The organism is Saccharothrix coeruleofusca, from assembly GCF_017876325.1.
Classification (GTDB): Bacteria; Actinomycetota; Actinomycetes; order Mycobacteriales; family Pseudonocardiaceae; genus Actinosynnema; species Actinosynnema coeruleofuscum.
This window is the reverse complement of sequence record NZ_JAGINV010000001.1, coordinates 5124463-5139946: the sequence shown is the minus strand read 5'-3', so window position 1 is coordinate 5139946 and position 15484 is coordinate 5124463. Positions and strand designations below refer to the sequence as shown.

Genomic DNA, 15484 nt, shown 5'->3' with positions numbered 1-15484 from the left:
TCAGCTCACCGGCAGGGGCTTGACCGACTCGACCATGGCCTGCAGGTCGGCCTCGGCGACCGGGGCGGGGTCGGCGGGGCCGCCCTCCAGGTCGCCGTTGGCCATGAACACGTGGAAGCTCTTGTCGCCCTTGAGCACCAGCACCTTCACCATGCCCTTGGTGGCCAGGCACTTGTTGCCCGAGGTGGTGATGGTGGCGTCCGCCTGGGCGCCCTCGATGTCGGTCCTCTTGCCGTCGGCCTCGTAGGGGATCTTGACCGGCCTGACCTCGCCGACCTTGACCTCGGCCTGCGGCGCGGAGCTGTAGAACTCCTCGCCCAGCTTCTGGGCGAACTGCTTGGCGACCGCGCCCAGGTCGGTCTGCGGGACCACCGCGCCGCCGGTGCTGCCGCGGTTGAAGCCCTTGCCCTCGCAGTCGTAGACGCCGTAGGCGGTCAGGCCGGTCAGCCTGGCGTCGGGGATGCCGTCGATGGTGGCCGAGCCGTCGCGCCGGGACCAGCCCTTGGGCACGTCGTAGCTGTAGGACAGCGCCTCGACGGGCAGGCAGTTCCAGCCCGACTTGACCGGCTCGCAGGTGATCGGCTGGTCCTCGGGCTCGGTGGTCGGGGGGACCTCGCGGCTGGTGCTCGACGGCGGCGTGCTGCTGCTGGTGGGGCTGCCCCCGGCCTGCTGCTGGTCGTCGGGGCGGGTCAGCACGTACGTCGTCACGCCGCCCGCGACCAGCAGCACGACCGCGCCGATGACCACCCAGAGCGTCGTCCTGCTCTTCTTGGGCGGGGGCTCGTCACCGCCGGAGAACACGCCGAGGCCGCCATAGGAACCGCCGTAGCCCTGCTGGGGGAAGCCCGCCTGGGGGTACCCGCCCTGCTGGGGGTAGCCGCCCTGGTTCCAGTCGCCCTGGTTGGGCTGGCCACCCCAGCCGGTCTGCCCGTCACCTGGGTAAGTCACGGCGCAACGGTACCCCGCCACCCCGCCACCCCCACCAGTCCCCAACGCGTCGGCAAGTACTACCAGGGCCCCGTCGACGCGCCGCTTGCTACTACCCGAGTTGGCTCGGGTAGTAGCAAGCGGCGCGTGCGGGGGTGGCGGGTAGTACTTGCAGGCGCTAACCGGGGAGGAAGCTGAGGCGGACCTTGCGGACCGGGTTGTCGACGTTGGTGTCCACCAGGCACACCGACTGCCAGGTGCCCAGCGCCATGACCCCGCCCAGCACGGGCACGGTCGCGTACGGCGGCACCAGCGCGGGCAGCACGTGGTCGCGGCCGTGGCCCGGCGTGCCGTGCCGGTGCCGCCACCGGCGGTCCGGGGGCAGCAGCTCGCGCAACGCCGCCAGCAGGTCGTCGTCGCTGCCCGCGCCGGTCTCCAGCACGGCCAGTCCGGCGGTGGCGTGCGGCACCCACACGTGCAGCAGCCCGTCGCCGTCCACATCGGACAGGAACCGCTCGCACTCGCCGGTGAGGTCGTGCACGACCTCGCTGGCCCCGGTGCGGATCTCGATCTCCACGCTGCGCATCACCCGAGGGTACGGAAAACGGGCTGACCGCTCGCGACGTGATGGGGCAGCATCACCGCGTGCCGCACACCGCGATCGTCACCGGGGCCAACCAGGGCATCGGCGCCGCCGTCGCCAAGGCGCTGGCGGCGCAGGGGGTCGACGTCCTGATCACCTTCCTGCGCTACACCCCGCCGGAGGACCCCAGCCTGCCCGAGGAGTACTTCACCGCCCGCGAGTCCGGCGCCGACGCCGTGGTCGCCGCGATCACCGCGGCGGGCGGGCGGGCGCACGCGGTCGAGTCGGACCTGACCGACCCGACCGCCCCGGCGCGGCTGTTCGACGTCGCGGAGGAGGTCTTCGGCCCGGTCGACGTGCTGGTCAACAACGCCTCCGGGTGGGTGCAGGACACCTTCCTGGCGGCGGAGCGGGACGGCTTCGGCCGCGTGCTGCGGCCGGTGACGGCGGAGACGTTCGACGCGCAGTTCGCCGTGGACGCCCGCGCCGGGGCGCTGATGATCGCCGAGTTCGCCCGCAGGCACCTGGCGCGCGGCGGCACGTGGGGCCGCGTCGTCGGGCTGACCTCGGGCGGGCCGCAGGGGTTCCCCAGCGAGGTGTCCTACGGGGCGGCCAAGGCGGCGCTGGACAACTACACGATGGCCGCGGCGGCCGAGCTGGGCCCGCACGGCGTCACGGCGAACATGGTCAAGCCGCCCGCCACGGACACCGGCTGGGTCAACGACGCGGTGCGCGCGGCGACCGCCGTGGCGCGGCCGGAGGAGGTGGCGTCGGTGGTGGCGTTCCTGTGCACCGAGGCGGCTGGGCGGGTGACCGGGAACGTCATCACCCTGCACTGAAATTACCCGTGGGTAACATGTGCGCCATGAAGGCTTCCCGTCTCCGCCGGGTCATGAACCTGTGGCCCCCGTTCCTGTTCGCCGGCGTGCGCGTGGTCGAGCTGTCCGACGACTACCGCCGCGCGCGGGTGCGGATGCGGCTGCACTGGTGGAACCGCAACTACGTGGGCACCCACTTCGGCGGTTCGCTGTTCGCCATGACCGACCCGTTCTGGATGCTGCTGGTCATGCACAACCTGGGCCGCGACCACGTGGTGTGGGACCGGGCGGCCGAGATCGAGTTCGTGCGGCCCGGCCGGGGCACCGTCGAGGCCGAGTTCCGGCTCACCGACGAGCACCTGGCCGAGCTGCGCGCGCTGACCGAGGGCGGCGGCAAGGGGCTGGTCTGGTTCGACACCGACGTCGTGGACGAGGGCGGCGAGGTCGTCGCGCGGGTCCGCAAGCAGGTCTACGCCCGCCGCAAGAACCGCGGCGCGGTGGACGGGCCGGTGGGCGAACCAGTCTGATGGGGGCATGCGCACAGCGTTCGGCGAGTCCTTCGACGTCCCCACCGGCTACCTGAACTCCCCCAGCGTGGGCGTGCCGCCCGCCTCCGCCGTCGCGGCGGTCGCCGAGTCCGTGCGGCGGTGGGGTGCGGGCGCCGACCACGCGCCCTCGTTCGACCGGCCCGTGGCGGCGGCGCGGGCGGCGTTCGGGCGGATCGTGGGCGTGCCCGCCGAGCGGGTCGCCATCGGCGCGTCGGTCTCGCAGCTGGTCGCCCTGGTCGCGGGCAGCCTGCCGGAGGGCGCGCGGGTGCTGGTGGCGCGCGGGGAGTTCACCAGCGTCACGTTCCCGTTCGCCGCGCGCGGGCTGCGGGTGACCGAGGTCGAGCTGGACGAGCTGGTGGCCTCGGTCGACGGGCACGACCTGGTGGCGGTGAGCGTGGCGCAGTCCGCGGACGGGCGGCTGGTCGACCTGGACGGGCTGCGCGCCACCGGGGTGCCGGTGCTGCTGGACGCCACCCAGGCGGCGGGCTGGCTGCCGCTGGCGCTGGACTGGGCGGACTGGGTGGTCGCGGCCGGGTACAAGTGGCTGCTGGCGCCGCGCGGCGCGGCCTGGCTCGCGGGCTCGGAGCGGGCGCTGGCGGGCACCGCGCCGCTGGCCGCCAACTGGTACGCCGGGGACGACCCGTGGACCACGGTCTACGACCTGCCGCTGCGGCTGGCCGCGGACGCCCGGCGGCTGGACCTGTCCCCGGTCTGGTGGGCGCACGTGGGCGCGTCGGTGTCGCTGCCCTGGCTGGCCTCGCTGGACGCGGAGGCGGTGCGGGCGCACACCACCGGGCTGGCGGACGGGCTGCGCAAGGCGTTGGACCTGCCGCCCGCCGGGTCGGCGATCGTGTCCCTGGACGTGCCGGGGGAGCGGCTGGCGCGCGTCGGGGTGCGCGCCGCCGCGCGCGCCGGGCGGAGCAGGCTGGGGTTCCACCTCTACAACACCGCCGAAGATGTCGATCTTGTACTGGAGGCGCTGGGATGAGAGCGGTCCGTTACCGTGAGTCCCCGTGACGGTTCCACCAGAATCGCCTGAAGAGGTGACACAGCGGATTCCGCGGATACCGCCCGGCCCCGGACCGGCGGGCACCGCGCGGTTCGAGCCTGCCCGCATGGGTGACCTCGACGCCCTGCTGGGCGGCCCCCCGCCGCCGCCCCCGTTCCACCCGCACCCCGCGCCCCGGCCCGGTCCCCGCCCTGGGGCGCCCCAGCAGGGAGCGCCCCGGCCGTCGCGCGGCGGGCTGCTGTGGAAGGGGCTGGCGCTGGTGGGCGTCGCCGTGGTGTCCGGCCTGGTGTGGCTCATGCTGCGGCCCGGTGAGGAGCGCGACACCGCCGCGCCCACGTCCACGCCCAAACCCGCGGGCGAGTTCACCTTCACCAAGGCGCCGGAGGTCCCGCAGCCGGTCAAGGACAGCCGCTGCGCCGAGCACGCCTACGGGCAGACCAAGGAGTTCCTGACCGCCACGCCCTGCCAGCAGCTCACCCGAGGGCTCTACACGACCACCACGCCCGACGGGAGGACCGCCTACAGCTCGGTCTCCGTGGTGCGGATGAAGAGCGAGCAGGACGCGACCAAGCTCAAGGAGCTGACCGCCCGCGACGGCACCGGCAACGTCAACGACCTGGTCAAGGACGGCGCGGTCAAGGTCGAGGGGCTGCGCACGCTGGCGAACGGCGGGTTCGCCGCGGTCCAGCGCGGTCAGGACGTGGTGATCGTCGAGACCGACACCGCCCGGCACGGCGGCGACGAGGCCGCGCACAACGCGCTGATGAAGCGGATCAGCACCGACGCCTTCCGCCTCGCCGCCGACCTCGGCTGACCGGCCGCGCCCGGCCGATCAGCCCGCCGCGCCCGGCATGGCGATCGACACGGGCGTGAGACCCGCCACCTTGCGCCACCGCGTCGCCCGCACCGCCGAGACCGTCAGCGCGTCCAGCGCGGTCCGCCGCAGCGCCGCGTCGTCGGTGCGCTCCAGCACGCCCCGCCAGGCCGCGCAGGCGTCGTTCTCGGCCACCACCAGCGCCGCGACGGCCGAGGACGCGCTGTCCACCGGCTCGGGCGGCAGGTAGGCCGGGGCGGGCGGCTCGGGCTGCTGGCCCGCGTCGCGCAGCCAGCGCTCCGTGGCGTCCCGCCGCGCCCGGTGCGCGTTGGCGCCCTCCGCCACGTCCGCCGCCTGCTGCTGGAGGAACGCGCTGACCAGGCCGTAGGTCCACACCGCCGCGTGCTCCGCCGCCAGCGCGTCCTGCACCGCGTCATGGGTCGTCGGCTGCATCACCGCATCGCCTCCAGCAGGCTCGCGCACCCGGCGGACACCGAGCCCACCAGGCCGGCCCGGTGCGTCGGCAGCGACGGCAGCAGCTCGCCCGCCTGCTTCTGGGCCGCCTGCAGCGCCGCGACCAGCTGCTCGCGCGTCGGGTTCGGCGGCGGGGAGACCGGCGGGGTGCCCGACGGCGCGGCCGAGGCCGACGGCACGGCGGGCGCGGCGCGGTCCACCTCGGCCTGCAGCCGCTCGGCGTGCTCGGCGCGCGCCGAGGCCACCTCGTTCGCGCCCACCGCCGAGGCCAGCGCCGAGTCCGCCCGCGCGGCCCGCACCAGCTCCGCCAGCGGGTCCGGGGGCGGGGGTTGCGGTGGTGGTGTGGTGCACGCGACTGCCAGCGGCGCCGAGGCCACCGCGAGCAGCACGCCGCGCCTGCTGAGCGCCGTTCTCCCGATCACGTGTACCGATCCTGCCAGACCCCCGGTGGTCGGCCGTGGCACGTGCGACCCCGCCGGAGGGGATAGTCTGGGCGACCACGGCCGGCGAGTGCAGCGTCGACCGGGGTCGTCGTGCCCACCAGCCGGACTGCACCACCGACACCCGAGGAGAAGTCAACGTGTCCAGCCCGCCGCGCGGAGAACTCGCCGCGCAGCTAGCACCCGTCGTGCGGGAGGCGGTCGAGGCGATCGGCTTCGACCTGGAGCTGCTCGACGTGAACCAGGCTGGGCGCCGCAGGCTGGTGAAGGTGGTCGTGGACGGCGAGGACGGCATCGGCCTGGACGAGGTGGCGCAGGCCAGCCGCGCGATCTCCGCCGCGCTGGACGCCCACGAGCACCTGATCGCGGGCTCCTACACGCTGGAGGTCACCTCTCCGGGGGCGGACCGGCCGCTGACCAGGCCGAGGCACTGGCGGCGCGCCCGGCTGCGCCTGGTCAAGGTCAAGCAGCCCGATCGGGTGGAGTGGTTCGGCCGGGTCGGCGACGCCGACGACACCGGCGTGGTGCTGCTGGTCAAGGGCGAGCTGCGCCGCGTGGAGTACCGCGACATCGAGCGCGCCGTGGTCGAGGTGGAGTTCAAGCAACCGCCCGCCGAGGAGCTCGCGCTCCTGGGCGGCCGAGGTTCGGAGGAGGAGTCGGAGTGAACGTCGACATCGCCGCGCTCAGGGCGATCGAACGGGACAAGGACATCCCCTTCGACACCGTGCTCGAAGCCATCGAGACCGCCCTGCTGACCGCCTACAAGCACACCGAGGGCCACCACCCGCACTCGCGGGTGGAGATCGACCGCAAGACCGGCGTGGTCCGCGTGCTGGCCCAGGAGCTGGGCCCGGACGGCGCGGTCACCGAGGAGTGGGACGACACCCCCGAGGGGTTCGGCCGCATCGCCGCGACCACCGCCCGCCAGGTCATCCTGCAGCGCCTGCGCGACGCCGAGCACGAGCGCACCTTCGGCGAGTTCGCCGCCAAGGAGGGCGAGATCATCGGCGGCGTGGTGCAGCGCGACGCGCGCGCCAACGCCCGCGGCATGGTCGTGGTGCAGGTCGGCGACACCGAGGGCGTGCTGCCGCCCGCCGAGCAGGTGCCCGGCGAGAGCTACGAGCACGGCTCGCGGATCAAGTGCTACGTGGTGGGCGTCTCCCGCGGCGCCCGCGGCCCGCAGATCACCCTCTCGCGCACCCACCCCAACCTGGTGCGCAGGCTGTTCGCGCTGGAGGTCCCGGAGATCGCCGACGGCACCGTGGAGATCCCCGCGGTGGCGCGCGAGGCGGGCCACCGGTCCAAGATCGCGGTCCGCTCGACGGTGCCCGGCGTCAACGCCAAGGGCGCCTGCATCGGCCCGATGGGCGCGCGGGTGCGCAACGTGATGAGCGAGCTGGCCGGTGAGAAGATCGACATCATCGACCACTCCGACGATCCGGCCACGTTCGTCGGGAATGCCCTGTCGCCCGCGAAGGTTGTCTCGGTCAGGGTGCTCGACGAGCGGGCCAAGACAGCGCGCGTGGTGGTGCCGGACTTCCAGCTCTCCCTGGCCATCGGCAAGGAGGGGCAGAACGCCCGGCTGGCCGCGCGGCTGACCGGCTGGCGCATCGACATCCGCAGCGACGCCGAGGCGGGTGGGTCCGCTCCGGCGGGCGCGGCGACATCCGGTTCGGCTGAATGACGATCAGGGGATAGACTTCTCAGTGGTTCGACGTCGGGGATCGGTTTTCACGCACGACGGCCCGGTTCGCACGTGCATCGGATGCCGCGCTCGGACGTCGTACGCTGAGCTGCTGCGCGTGGTGGCCGTGGACGGGACTGTGATCCCGGACACGCGCCGACGGCTGCCGGGGCGGGGAGCATGGCTGCACCCCGATCCCCAGTGCCTCCGCAACGCCGAGAAGCGGCGGGCGTTCCCGAGGGCCCTGCGGGCCCAGGGGGCGCTCGACGTGGAGGGTGTGCGCGAGCACGTGGAGCGGTTCGGGAAGACGGTAGCGGGATCGCCCCGCGACCGGCACGAAGCAAGGAAGCAGGTCGACCCGTCATGAGTCAGCCGTGAAGCTGAAGCCATGAACGCGCGACGTTAAGACGAGGTCGACGGGACTGCCGCCGACCTCATCACCTGAGGAGAGCAGTGGCAGGCAAGGCCCGTGTGCATGAGCTCGCGAAAGAGCTCGGTGTCACCAGCAAGGAACTACTGAGCAAGCTCGCCGACCAGGGCGAGTACGTCAAGTCCGCGTCCAGCACCGTCGAGGCCCCGGTGGCCCGTCGACTGCGCGACGCCTACGCCAAGTCCGAGGCGAAGCCCAAGTCCGGCGCTCGCCCGGCCCCCCCGAAGCCGCAGGCCCCGCAGCAGCAGCCCGCTGCCGCGCAGCCCGGTGCCCGTCCCGAGCAGCCCCGGCCGTCCGCGCCGGTGGGCAAGCCCGGTCCGCGCCCGATGCCCGGCCCGCGCCCGCAGGCCCCGAAGCCGGCCCCCAAGCCCGCTCCGGCGGCCCAGCCGCAGGCCCCGGCCGCGCGTCCGCAGGCCCCGGCGCCTCAGCCGCAGGCTCCGGCCGCGCAGCAGCAGGCTCCGGCCCCGGCGGCGCAGCCGCAGGCCCCCGCCGCGCAGCAGCAGGCTCCGGCCGCGCGTTCGCAGGCCCCGGCGCCCCAGGCGCCGAAGCCGGCAGGCCCCCGGCCCGGCCCGCGTCCGCAGCAGCAGCCCGCTGCCGCGCAGCAGAACCCGTCCGTGGTGCCGCCCCGGCCCCAGGCTCCCAAGCCGCAGGGCCCGCGTCCGCCGCGTCCGGGCAACAACCCCTTCGGCGTCGGCGGCGGCGCCCCCGCGCCGCGGCCCAGCGCCCCGCGCCCGGCCGCGCCCAGCGGTCCCGGTGGCGAGCGCGGCCCGGCGCCCAAGCCCGGTGACCCGCGTCCGGCCCCGCGTCCCGGCGGCTCCGCCGGTTCCGGCGGGCCCCGGCCCAACCCCGGCAACATGCCGCCCAGGCCCAACCCCGGCATGATGCCCGGCCGCCCGGCCGGTCCGCGTCCCGGTGGCGGTGGCGGTCGTCCCGGCCCCGGTGGCGGCGGTGGCCGTCCCGGCGGTGGCGGCGGTCGTCCCGGCGGCGGTGGCGGCGGCTTCCGCGGTGGTCCCGGTGGCGGCGGCGGTGGCGGTGGCTTCCGCGGTGGCCCCGGCGGTGGCGGCGGCGGTGGCGGTGGCTTCCGCGGCGGTCCCGGCGGTGGCGGCGGTGCCCCGGCCGGTGGTGGTGGCGGCTTCCGCGGCCGTCCCGGCGGCGGTGGCCCCGGTGGTCGCGGCGGCACGGCGGGCGCGTTCGGCCGTCCCGGTGGTCCGGCGCGGCGCGGGCGCAAGTCCAAGCGCCAGAAGCGCCAGGAGTACATGGACAACATGCAGGCGCCCTCGGTCGGTGGCGTCCGCCTGCCCAAGGGCAGCGGCGAGACCATCCGGCTGCCGCGCGGCGCCTCGCTGACCGACTTCGCCGACAAGATCAACGCCAACCCGGCTTCGCTGGTGCAGGTGCTGTTCCACCTCGGCGAGATGGTCACCGCGACGCAGTCCGTCTCCGACGAGATCCTGGAGCTGCTCGGCTCCGAGATGAACTACAACGTGCAGGTCGTGTCCCCCGAGGAGGAGGACCGCGAGCTGCTGGAGACCTTCGACATCACCTACGGCGAGGACGCGGGTGACGAGGGCGACCTCCAGGTCCGCCCGCCGGTGGTCACCGTCATGGGTCACGTCGACCACGGCAAGACGCGCCTGCTGGACACCATCCGCAAGACGAAGGTGGCCGAGGGCGAGGCGGGTGGCATCACCCAGCACATCGGCGCCTACCAGGTGGAGACCGAGCTGGAGGGCACCCCCCGGCTCATCACCTTCATCGACACGCCGGGTCACGAGGCGTTCACCGCCATGCGTGCCCGCGGTGCCAACTCGACCGACATCGCGGTCATCGTGGTGGCGGCCGACGACGGTGTGATGCCGCAGACGGTGGAGGCGATCAACCACGCCCAGGCGGCCAACGCGCCGATCGTGGTCGCGGTCAACAAGATCGACAAGGAGGGGGCCAACCCCGCCAAGATCCGCCAGCAGCTCACCGAGTACGGGCTGGTCGCCGAGGAGTACGGCGGCGACACCATGTTCGTGGACATCTCGGCCAAGCAGGGCATCAACATCGACGGCCTGCTGGAGGCGATCCTGCTGACCGCCGACGCGTCGCTGGACCTGCGGGCGAACCCCGAGATGGAGGCCCAGGGCGTCGCCATCGAGGCGCACCTGGACCGCGGTCGCGGCCCGGTGGCCACGGTGCTGGTGCAGCGCGGCACGCTGCGGGTCGGCGACTCGATCGTCGCGGGCGACGCCTACGGCCGCGTCCGCCGCATGGTCGACGAGTACGGCGCGGACGTCACCGAGGCGTACCCGTCGCGGCCGGTGCTGGTCATCGGTCTGACGTCGGTGCCGCGCGCCGGTGACACCTTCCTGGTGGTGGAGGAGGACCGGGTGGCCCGGCAGATCGCCGAGCGCCGCCAGGCCCGCACCCGCAACGCGCAGAACGCCGCCAAGCGCAAGCGCGTCAGCCTGGAGGACCTGGACGCCGCGCTGAAGGAGACCAGCCAGCTCACCCTGATCATCAAGGGCGACAACTCGGGCACCGTCGAGGCCCTGGAAGACGCCCTGATGAAGATCGAGGTCGGCGACGACGTCGAGCTGCGGGTCATCCACCGCGGTGTCGGTGGCATCACCGAGGGCGACATCAACCTCGCCGTCGCGGGTAGCGCCATCGTCCTGGGCTTCAACGTCCGGGCCGAGGGCAAGGCCACCGAGCTGGCCAACCGCGAAGGCGTGGACGTCCGCTACTACACGGTGATCTACCAGGCGATCGACGAGATCGAGCAGGCCCTCAAGGGCATGCTCAAGCCGGAGTACGAGGAGGTCCAGCTGGGCCGCGCGGAGATCCGCGAGGTCTTCAAGTCCTCCAAGGTCGGCACGATCGCGGGCTGCATGGTGCTCTCGGGCGAGATCCGCCGCAACGCGCGGGCCCGCCTGCTGCGCGACAACAACGTGGTCCAGGAGAACCTGCCGATCAGCTCGCTGCGGCGGTTCAAGGACGACGCGACCGAGGTCCGCGAGGGCTTCGAGTGCGGTCTGACGCTCGGCAACTACGCCGACCTGAAGGTCGGCGACGTCATCGAGACGTTCGAGATGCGCGAGAAGCCGCGCGCCTGATCGTCCCACCCGGTGCACGGGGCCGTCCTGGTGGCGGCCCCGTGCCCATGAGCGCACACCTGCGGTGATCACTTGTTCGTGGGAGCACTGGAGCTGGACGTCCTGCTCGGCGACGTCCACTCGCTCAAGCAGAAGCGGTCGGTGGTCCGACCGGTCGTGGCCGAGCTGCGCCGCAAGTTCGAGGTGGCCGTGGCCGAGGCCGGGCACCTGGACCTGCACCGCCGCGCCCTGATCGGAGTGGCGGCGGTGGCCGCGGACGCCGAGCATGTCAGGGAAGTCCTCGTCGCCTGCGAGCGGCTGGTAGCCGGACGACCCGAACTGGAACTGCTCTCCGCCCACCACAGGCTGGTCGGGCCGGAGGACGAGTAGGAAGAGGAGGGAGCGCCGTGGCCGACCAGGCACGGGCTCGCAGGCTGGCCAAGCGGATCTCGCAGATCGTCGCCTCCGCGCTGGAGCACGAGGTCAAGGACCCGAGGCTGGCCAGGGTCACGATCACCGACACCAAGGTGACCGGCGACCTGCACGACGCCACCGTCTACTACACCGTGCTCGGCGAGAAGCTCGACGCCGAGCCGGACTTCGCCGGGGCCGCCGCCGCGCTGGAGAAGGCCAAGGGCGTGCTGCGCACCATGGTCGGCCAGCAGACCGGGGTGCGGTTCACGCCGACCCTGTCCTTCGTCACCGACACCGTGCCCGACGAGGCGCGGCGGATGGACGAGCTGCTGGCCAAGGCGCGCGAGGCGGACGCCGAGGTGGCCAGGATCGCTTCGGGGGCCGAACCCGCGGGTGAGGCCGACCCGTACAAGCCGCCGCGCGAGACCGAGGAATCGGACTAGCGTTCCGGGGCGTGTCCCACGACCTGACCGCCGACCCGCCCGCCGACCTGAGCGCGGCCGTCGACGCCGCCGCCCGCGTGCTGGCGGACGCCGCCGACGTCACCCTGCTGGCCCACGTCAACCCCGACGCCGACGCGCTGGGCAGCGCCCTGGCCCTGGGCCTGGTGCTGCACCGGCGCGGGGCGCGGGTGCGGGTGTCCTTCGGCGCGCCGGAGGAGGTGCCCGAGACGCTGCGCGGCCTGGACGCGGCGGGACTGCTCGTCCCGGCCGCCGAGGTGCCCGCCGCGCCGCCGCTGCTGGTGGCGCTGGACACCGCAAGCGTGGACCGGCTCGGCCCGCTGGGCGACCGGGTGGCCACCGCCGGGCAGGTCGTGGTGCTGGACCACCACGTGTCCAACCCCGGTTTCGGCACGGTCAACGTGGTCGACGCCCGCGCCGAGGCGACCACGCTGGTGGTGCTGCGGGTGCTCGACGCGATGGGCGTGGAGCTGGACGAGCCGGTGGCCCGCTGCCTGTACGCGGGGCTGGTCACCGACACCCGCTCGTTCCGGCACGCGGGCGCGGCGGCGCACCGCGTGGCCGCGCGGCTGATCGAGGCGGGCGTGGACCCGGATGCGGTGGTCCGGCCGCTGATGGACGCCCACCCGTTCGGCTACCTGGCCATGGTGGCCAAGGTGCTGGCGCGGGCGGAGCTGGACCGCGCGGCGGCGGGCGGACGCGGCCTGGTGCACGCCGTGGTGACCCGCGAGGACTCCGCCGGGTTGCGCCCCGAGGAGGTCGAGAGCGTGGTCGACCTGGTGCGCACCACCGCCGAGGCCGAGGTCGCCGCCGTGCTCAAGGAGCTGCGGCCGGGCACGTGGTCGGTGTCGCTGCGCGCGGTGCGCGCGGTGGACGTGGGCCGGGTGGCCCAGCTGCTGGGCGGCGGCGGGCACCGGCTGGCGGCCGGGTTCACCGCGGGCGGCCCGGCGGAGGCGGTCGTGGCCGACATCAAGGCGGCGTTGGCCGGGGTGGCCGGCTGAGTTCACCGAACTGTCGGACCCCTGTGCTTGGCTGGTGGCATTCCACGTGGACGGGGGTCGGGCGGTGGCGGAGCGGGTGCCCGCGCGCAGGGTGGTCGGGTTGGCGGTGCCCGCGCTGGGCGTGCTGGCGGCCGAGCCGCTGTACGTGCTGGTCGACACGGCGGTGGTGGGCCACCTCGGCGCGCTGCCGCTGGCGGGCCTGGCGCTGGGCGGTGTGCTGTTCACCCAGGTCGCCACCCAGCTGACCTTCCTGTCCTACGGCACCACCGCGCGCACCGCCCGGCTGTTCGGCGCGGGCCGCCGGGCCGAGGCGGTCGAGGAGGGCGTGCAGGCGACCTGGCTGGCGCTGGCGGTGGGCGCGCTGGTCGTGGTGCTGGGCCAGCTGCTGGCCGGACCGGCCGCGCGGCTGCTGGCGGGCGAGGGCCCGGTGGCCGCCGCCGCGGTGAGCTGGCTGCGCATCGCCCTGTTCGGCGCGCCGTTCGTGCTGGTCACGATGGCGGGCAACGGGTGGATGCGCGGCGTGCAGGACACCGTGCGCCCGCTGCGGTACGTGCTGCTGGGCAACGGCCTGTCGGCGGTGCTGTGCCCGCTGCTGGTGCACGTGGCGGGGTGGGGCCTGGAGGGTTCCGCGGTGGCCAACGTGGTCGCCCAGGTGCTGTCCGCCTGCCTCTTCTTCCGCGCGCTGATCGTCGAGCGCGTCCAGCTGCGCCCCGTCCCGCACCTGATGCGCGCCCAACTGGGCATGGGGCGCGACCTGGTGCTGCGCAGCCTGGCGTTCCAGGCGTGCTTCCTCTCGGCGGCCTCGGTGGCGGCTCGGACGTCGGTGTCGGCCGTCGGCGCGCACCAGGTGGTCCTGCAGCTGTGGACGTTCCTGGCGCTGGTGCTGGACTCGCTGGCGATCGCGGCGCAGTCGATCGTGGGCGCGTTCCTCGGCGCGGGGCGGCGGGCCGAGGCCAGGCGCTTCGCGTGGCAGGTGACCGGGTACGGGCTGGCGTTCGGCGCGGCGCTGGGCGTGCTGTTCGCCGCGCTGTCCGGGGTGCTGCCGGGGGTGTTCACCAGCGATCCGGGCGTGCTGGCCGAGGTGCCGCGCGCGTGGTGGTTCTTCGTGGCGCTGCAGCCGGTGGCCGGGGTGGTGTTCGCCCTGGACGGCGTGCTGCTGGGGGCCGGTGACGCGGCGTTCCTGCGCACCGCGACCCTGGTGTCGGCGGCGGTCGGGTTCCTGCCGCTGATCTGGGCGTCGCTGGCGTTCGGCTGGGGGCTGGCGGGGATCTGGACCGGGCTGTCGGCGTTCATGGTGCTGCGCCTGGTGAGCCTGCTGGTGCGGACCCGCTCGGGCGGTTGGGCGGTGGTGGGCGTGGCCGTGCGGTGACGACGGCGGCTGTGGTGAGGATTACGCCCGGAATCGTTAACACAGGGCAAGTGTTTCCGATGTACGGAATGCCACCGCACCGAGCCGAGGGGACCCCTGCGTTGCCGGTCGATCGCACCACCAAGCGAGCGTGGCTGATCTGGGCCACCGCCGTCACCGTCTACATCGCCGCCGTGTTCCACCGCGCCTCGCTGGGCGTGGCCGGCCTGGAGGCGTCGGAGCGGTTCGGCGTCGGCCCGGCCGCGCTGAGCACCTTCACCGTGCTCCAGATCGGCCTGTACGCCTTCATGCAGATCCCGACCGGCCTGCTGGTCGACCGGTTCGGGCCGCGCCGCGTGCTCACCGCCGCCGCGCTGCTCATGGGCCTGGGGCAGGTCCTGTTCGCCCTGGCCCACTCCTACCCGCTGGGCCTGGCCGCGCGCGCGGTGCTGGGCGTCGGCGACGCGATGACCTGGGTCAGCGTGCTGCGGCTGGCCGCCGCGCACTTCCCGCCGCGCCGGTTCACCCTGGTCATGTCGCTGTCCGCGGCGCTGGGCGGCGCGGGCAACCTGGTCGCCACCGTGCCGCTGACGCTGCTGCTGGACAACGCGGGCTGGGCGGCGACGTTCCTGGTCGCGGGCGCGGCCACGGCCGTGTACTCGGCGCTGGTGGCGCTGCGGGTGCGCGAAGTCCCCGAAGGCGTGCCGCAGCCGGAGCCGGAGTCGGTGCCGCTGCGCACGATCGCCAGGCGGGTCGCCGCCGCGTGGCGGGTGCCGGGCACCCGGCTGGGCTTCTGGGTGCACTACACCTCGATGTCCACGCCCGCCCTGCTCGGCCTGCTGTGGGGCTTCCCGTACCTGGTCGAGGCGCAGGGCATGGCCCGTCCCGAGGCGTCGGCGGTGCTCAGCCTGCTGGTGGTCGTCGCGATCGTCACCGGTCCGGTGATGGGCGCGGTGATCGCCCGCAAGCCGGAGTGGCGGATGCCGATCGTGGTGGCCTACCTGGTCGTCGCGGTGGTGTGCTGGGCGCTGCTGCTGGGCTGGCCGGGCGGGGTGCTGCCGGTGCCGCTGCTGGTCGCCGTCTTCGCCGTGCTGGCGCTGGGCAACCCGGCGTCCGGCGTGGCGTTCGCCCTGGTCCGCGACTACAACCCGCTGCACCGGGTGAGCACCGCCACGGGCGTGGCCAACGTCGGCGGGTTCGCCGCGATCACCGTCTGCGCGCTGGTCGTGGGCGTGCTGCTGGACCTGGTCGAGCCCATGCCCGCCGCGTCGGCCTACCGCGTCGCGTTCCTGGCCGTGGCCGCGGCGCTGCTGCTCGGCGTGTGGCGGACCACCGTGTGGTGGCGCCGGGCGCGGGCCGCGGTGTTCGCCGCGGAGGAGCGCGGCGAGCAGGTGCCGGTGCAGATCCGCCGCCGCCGTTGGGACGTGCTGGCCGACGCCTAAGATGCTCGGTC

At 74.3% G+C, this 15484-nt stretch carries 17 protein-coding genes; 13 read left to right on the top strand and 4 right to left on the bottom strand.

All coding sequences use genetic code 11. The features are described 5' to 3' along the window. Both JOF41_RS23000 and JOF41_RS22995 read right to left on the bottom strand, forming a co-directional pair. Positions 1–948, bottom strand: coding sequence for a DUF8017 domain-containing protein (locus JOF41_RS23000; RefSeq protein ID WP_209621857.1), 948 nt, complete (start codon positions 946–948; stop codon positions 1–3). Positions 949–1105: 157 nt separating this feature from the next. After that, a complete protein-coding gene (locus JOF41_RS22995) occupies positions 1106–1513 on the bottom strand; it encodes a YjbQ family protein (RefSeq protein ID WP_209621854.1) in 408 nt (135 codons plus the stop codon). A gap of 59 nt (positions 1514–1572) precedes the next feature. Here JOF41_RS22995 and JOF41_RS22990 point away from each other — a divergent pair, with 59 nt between their 5' ends. The 4 genes from JOF41_RS22990 (at position 1573) to JOF41_RS22975 (ending at position 4699) form a co-directional block, all read left to right on the top strand. Then, on the top strand, positions 1573–2349 hold the full coding sequence (locus JOF41_RS22990) for an SDR family NAD(P)-dependent oxidoreductase (RefSeq protein WP_307867505.1): 777 nt from the start codon (positions 1573–1575) through the stop codon (positions 2347–2349). 26 nt (positions 2350–2375) lie between these two features. Next, positions 2376–2855 (top strand): DUF4442 domain-containing protein, encoded by a 480-nt coding sequence (locus JOF41_RS22985; RefSeq protein WP_209621850.1) that lies wholly within the window; start codon positions 2376–2378, stop codon positions 2853–2855. Between the two features lie 7 nt (positions 2856–2862). Further along, positions 2863–3864, top strand: coding sequence for an aminotransferase class V-fold PLP-dependent enzyme (locus tag JOF41_RS22980; RefSeq protein ID WP_189222951.1), 1002 nt, complete (start codon positions 2863–2865; stop codon positions 3862–3864). A 127-nt stretch (positions 3865–3991) separates the two neighbouring features. Continuing rightward, entirely contained in the window at positions 3992–4699 is a 708-nt protein-coding gene (locus JOF41_RS22975) for a hypothetical protein (protein ID WP_209621848.1), read from the top strand. Between the two features lie 18 nt (positions 4700–4717). Here JOF41_RS22975 and JOF41_RS22970 read toward each other — a convergent pair whose 3' ends face one another. Then, positions 4718–5152, bottom strand: a complete 435-nt coding sequence (locus tag JOF41_RS22970) for a ferritin-like domain-containing protein (protein ID WP_189223324.1) — start codon at positions 5150–5152, stop codon at positions 4718–4720. Then, positions 5152–5595, bottom strand: a complete 444-nt coding sequence (locus JOF41_RS22965; protein ID WP_229795386.1) for a hypothetical protein — start codon at positions 5593–5595, stop codon at positions 5152–5154. The genes JOF41_RS22970 and JOF41_RS22965 overlap by 1 nt, the downstream gene beginning before the upstream one ends. 158 nt (positions 5596–5753) lie before the next feature. Between JOF41_RS22965 and rimP the strand changes: the two genes are divergently transcribed. The 9 genes from rimP to JOF41_RS22920 all read left to right on the top strand — a co-directional run bounded on the left by rimP (position 5754) and on the right by JOF41_RS22920 (position 15473). Further along, positions 5754–6278: a ribosome maturation factor RimP gene (gene rimP, locus JOF41_RS22960; RefSeq protein ID WP_189222953.1), complete on the top strand. Its 525-nt coding sequence runs from the start codon at positions 5754–5756 to the stop codon at positions 6276–6278. Then, on the top strand, positions 6275–7297 hold the full coding sequence (nusA, locus tag JOF41_RS22955; protein WP_189222954.1) for a transcription termination factor NusA: 1023 nt from the start codon (positions 6275–6277) through the stop codon (positions 7295–7297). The genes rimP and nusA overlap by 4 nt, the downstream gene beginning before the upstream one ends. Beyond that, entirely contained in the window at positions 7251–7664 is a 414-nt protein-coding gene (locus JOF41_RS22950) for a YlxR family protein (protein ID WP_372448492.1), read from the top strand. Before nusA ends, JOF41_RS22950 begins: the two co-directional genes overlap by 47 nt. Before the next feature lie 86 nt (positions 7665–7750). Beyond that, a complete protein-coding gene (gene infB, locus JOF41_RS22945) occupies positions 7751–10828 on the top strand; it encodes a translation initiation factor IF-2 (protein ID WP_189222956.1) in 3078 nt (1025 codons plus the stop codon). Between the two features lie 72 nt (positions 10829–10900). Continuing rightward, complete coding sequence (locus JOF41_RS22940) at positions 10901–11197, top strand: DUF503 domain-containing protein (protein WP_189222957.1); 297 nt, start codon at positions 10901–10903, stop codon at positions 11195–11197. Positions 11198–11214: 17 nt separating this feature from the next. Beyond that, positions 11215–11664: a 30S ribosome-binding factor RbfA gene (gene rbfA, locus JOF41_RS22935; protein WP_189222958.1), complete on the top strand. Its 450-nt coding sequence runs from the start codon at positions 11215–11217 to the stop codon at positions 11662–11664. An 11-nt stretch (positions 11665–11675) separates the two neighbouring features. Next, entirely contained in the window at positions 11676–12683 is a 1008-nt protein-coding gene (locus tag JOF41_RS22930) for a DHH family phosphoesterase (protein WP_307867504.1), read from the top strand. Positions 12684–12717: 34 nt separating this feature from the next. Then, positions 12718–14052, top strand: coding sequence for an MATE family efflux transporter (locus tag JOF41_RS22925; protein WP_307867503.1), 1335 nt, complete (start codon positions 12718–12720; stop codon positions 14050–14052). A 68-nt stretch (positions 14053–14120) separates the two neighbouring features. Further along, positions 14121–15473 carry an MFS transporter gene (locus JOF41_RS22920; RefSeq protein ID WP_189222959.1) on the top strand — a complete coding sequence of 451 codons (1353 nt, stop codon included), beginning with the start codon at positions 14121–14123 and terminating at the stop codon, positions 15471–15473. Positions 15474–15484: the final 11 nt, after the last annotated feature.

Bases quoted from the DNA above. Each gene is read 5' to 3' on its own strand.
- JOF41_RS22995 (WP_209621854.1), bottom strand. From the start codon at position 1,513: ATGCGCAGCGTGGAGATCGAGATCCGCACCGGGGCCAGCGAGGTCGTG.
- JOF41_RS22985 (WP_209621850.1), top strand. From the start codon at position 2,376: ATGAAGGCTTCCCGTCTCCGCCGGGTCATGAACCTGTGGCCCCCGTTC.
- JOF41_RS22980 (WP_189222951.1), top strand. From the start codon at position 2,863: ATGCGCACAGCGTTCGGCGAGTCCTTCGACGTCCCCACCGGCTACCTG.
- JOF41_RS22975 (WP_209621848.1), top strand. From the start codon at position 3,992: ATGGGTGACCTCGACGCCCTGCTGGGCGGCCCCCCGCCGCCGCCCCCG.
- JOF41_RS22970 (WP_189223324.1), bottom strand. From the start codon at position 5,152: ATGCAGCCGACGACCCATGACGCGGTGCAGGACGCGCTGGCGGCGGAG.
- JOF41_RS22920 (WP_189222959.1), top strand. From the start codon at position 14,121: ATGCCACCGCACCGAGCCGAGGGGACCCCTGCGTTGCCGGTCGATCGC.